Source organism: Ideonella azotifigens (assembly GCF_006519715.1).
GTDB classification, from domain to species: Bacteria; Pseudomonadota; Gammaproteobacteria; order Burkholderiales; family Burkholderiaceae_C; genus Ideonella; species Ideonella azotifigens.
Genome location: NZ_VIDT01000881.1, coordinates 1 through 1,922, shown reverse-complemented (window position 1 = coordinate 1,922; position 1,922 = coordinate 1). Strand labels below are relative to the sequence as shown.

Genomic DNA, 1,922 nt, shown 5'->3' with positions numbered 1-1,922 from the left:
GTGCGCGACCTGTTCTATCCGCAGGCAACGCTGGCCCGCCTGCAGGCCTTGCTGGCCGCCCTGTCGCAACAGGCCTCGCGCGGCGAAGTCCAGGCGCACGCCTTCCGCGACGCAACCGGCCTGGGCCGCAAGCGCGCGATCCAGATCCTCGAATATTTCGACCGCAGCGGCGTGACGCGCCGCGTGCGTGACGCCCACGTGCTGCGCGCCGAGGCTGAAGCCCCGCTCCTACAATCCCCGGCGCACCCCGGCTGAGCGCCGGGTCGCAACACGGAAGGCACACTCACCCGGTGGTGGGCCCGGGCTTCAAACCCGGTAGGGGGCGTCAGCCGCTCCCTGGTCGGTTCGACTCCGGCTGCTTTCCGCCAGGACCGCTTTCAACGCTGCGCCAGCAGGTCCTTCACGGCCTGCTGCACCTCGGGCGCATCCCAGTTCAACTCGCCCACATGCCAGGCCTGGGCGCGGCCCTGGCGGTCGATCAGCACGCTGGCGGGCAGTGCGGGGATGCCCCAGGCCTTGAGCTGGGCCTGGCTGCGGTCCAGCAGCGGCAGGCCGTCGAAGATGACGCGCTCGTCGAGGAACTCGCGCACGCGCTGCGGCATCTCGCCGCAGTTGACGCCGATGACCTTCAGGCCCTGGGCGCCGTACTTCAGCAGCAGCCGGTTCAGGGCCGGCATCTCGCGCTCGCAGGGCTCGCAGAAGGTGGCCCAGAAGTTCAGCAGCACGACCTGGCCGCTGAACTCGGTGAGCGATACCGCGCGGCCGTCTTCCAGGGCCTTGGCCTGCAGCGCCGGCGTGGCGCGCTGGCCCCAGGGCATCAGCTTGCCAAGCACGATGGCGGCGCGGGCTGAGGCCGCGAGCATCGTCGCTGTGACTGCGGCGAGCCAGGTTCTTCTGCGCACCTTGCAGGCTCCGTTCAGGCCGTGACCTTTTCCGAGCGGATCTGGTACTTGAACGTGGCCGGGTCCAGGCTGTCGAGCCGGCCTTCGGTGGTTTCGCCTTGCGGGTACATCAAGAAGCCGGCGGGCGGCAACTGGCTGCCGGCCAGCGGCACGTCGTGGCCGTGGTTGTAGGCGATCCAGTTCATCTCCCAGGCGCCGAACAACATGGCGCGCGCGGCGCGCACCTTGGGGTCCGTCAGTGCCAGGCCGCCTGCCTGTTCTTCCAGCATGACCTTGCGCACGTCCGCCGGGTCGACCGGGATCCAGCCGTGGCCTTCGGCGTAGAAGTCGGCACGGCAGTGCTGGGCTTTGGTGATGTCGCCGCTCTTGCCCAGGCTCTTGTAGCCGTGCACCGAGTCGTCCACGCGCACGCCGTAGGCGTCCCGCGCCGGAATGCCTGTAGCCCGCGCCAGCGCGACCCACAGGCCGTTCAGGTCGGCACACTTGCCCGAGAGGTTGCCGGACTCCAGCATGAAGGCCACGTTGCCGGTGCCGCAGCCGCGCACGCTGCCTTCGCGCCGGGTGTGCTCGATGACCCAGTCGTAGATGGCCTGGGCCTTGGCAATGGTGTCGGCCGGGTTGCCGGCGTCCTTCTGGATCTGCTCGGCGGTCTGCTTGACCTTGCCGTCCAGCGGCGCGAGCGAGGTGGGCTGCAGGTAGGGGTGCAGCTCGGCTGCGCTCAGCGGCTTCATGTTGGGCCTGGCGCCCAGGTTGACGGCGCGGTCGCGGGTCGCGATGCGCTGGGTCAGCACCACGCGCTGCGGCGCGGCCGGATCGGTGAATGCCACGCGTAGCAGGCGGGTGTCCTGGCCCTTGGTTGCCATGACTTCGGCCAGCTTGGCGCCTGGGGCTTCGAAGCGGGTGGCCAGCGTGCGCTGGTAGCCGGGCAGCTCGTCCATGGCCAGCGGCAGCCAGACGCGGCCGTTGGCCGTGCGCTCGGTCAGCTCGATGGTGGTGGTCACGTCGTGCACCTGCCAGCCC

At 70.1% G+C, this 1,922-nt stretch carries 3 protein-coding genes and 1 tRNA gene; 2 read left to right on the top strand and 2 right to left on the bottom strand.

The genetic code is table 11. The annotated features are described in order from the left end of the window. On the top strand, positions 1-255 hold a 255-nt coding region (locus FKP22_RS28820; protein ID WP_211361643.1), incomplete at its 5' end, for a SelB domain-containing protein. Positions 256-272: 17 nt separating this feature from the next. Continuing rightward, positions 273-368: transfer RNA gene (locus FKP22_RS33005), tRNA-Sec, on the top strand. A gap of 9 nt (positions 369-377) precedes the next feature. Here the strand turns inward: FKP22_RS33005 and FKP22_RS28815 are convergent. Beyond that, positions 378-863, bottom strand: coding sequence for a TlpA family protein disulfide reductase (locus FKP22_RS28815; protein WP_141291566.1), 486 nt, complete (start codon positions 861-863; stop codon positions 378-380). 53 nt (positions 864-916) lie between these two features. Then, positions 917-1,922, bottom strand: a 1,006-nt coding sequence (locus FKP22_RS28810) for a transglutaminase-like domain-containing protein (protein ID WP_141291563.1), incomplete at its 5' end; no start/stop codon positions are given.

Coding starts and splice junctions, on each gene's coding strand:
- FKP22_RS28815 (WP_141291566.1), bottom strand. CDS start 863: ATGCTCGCGGCCTCAGCCCGCGCCGCCATCGTGCTTGGCAAGCTGATG.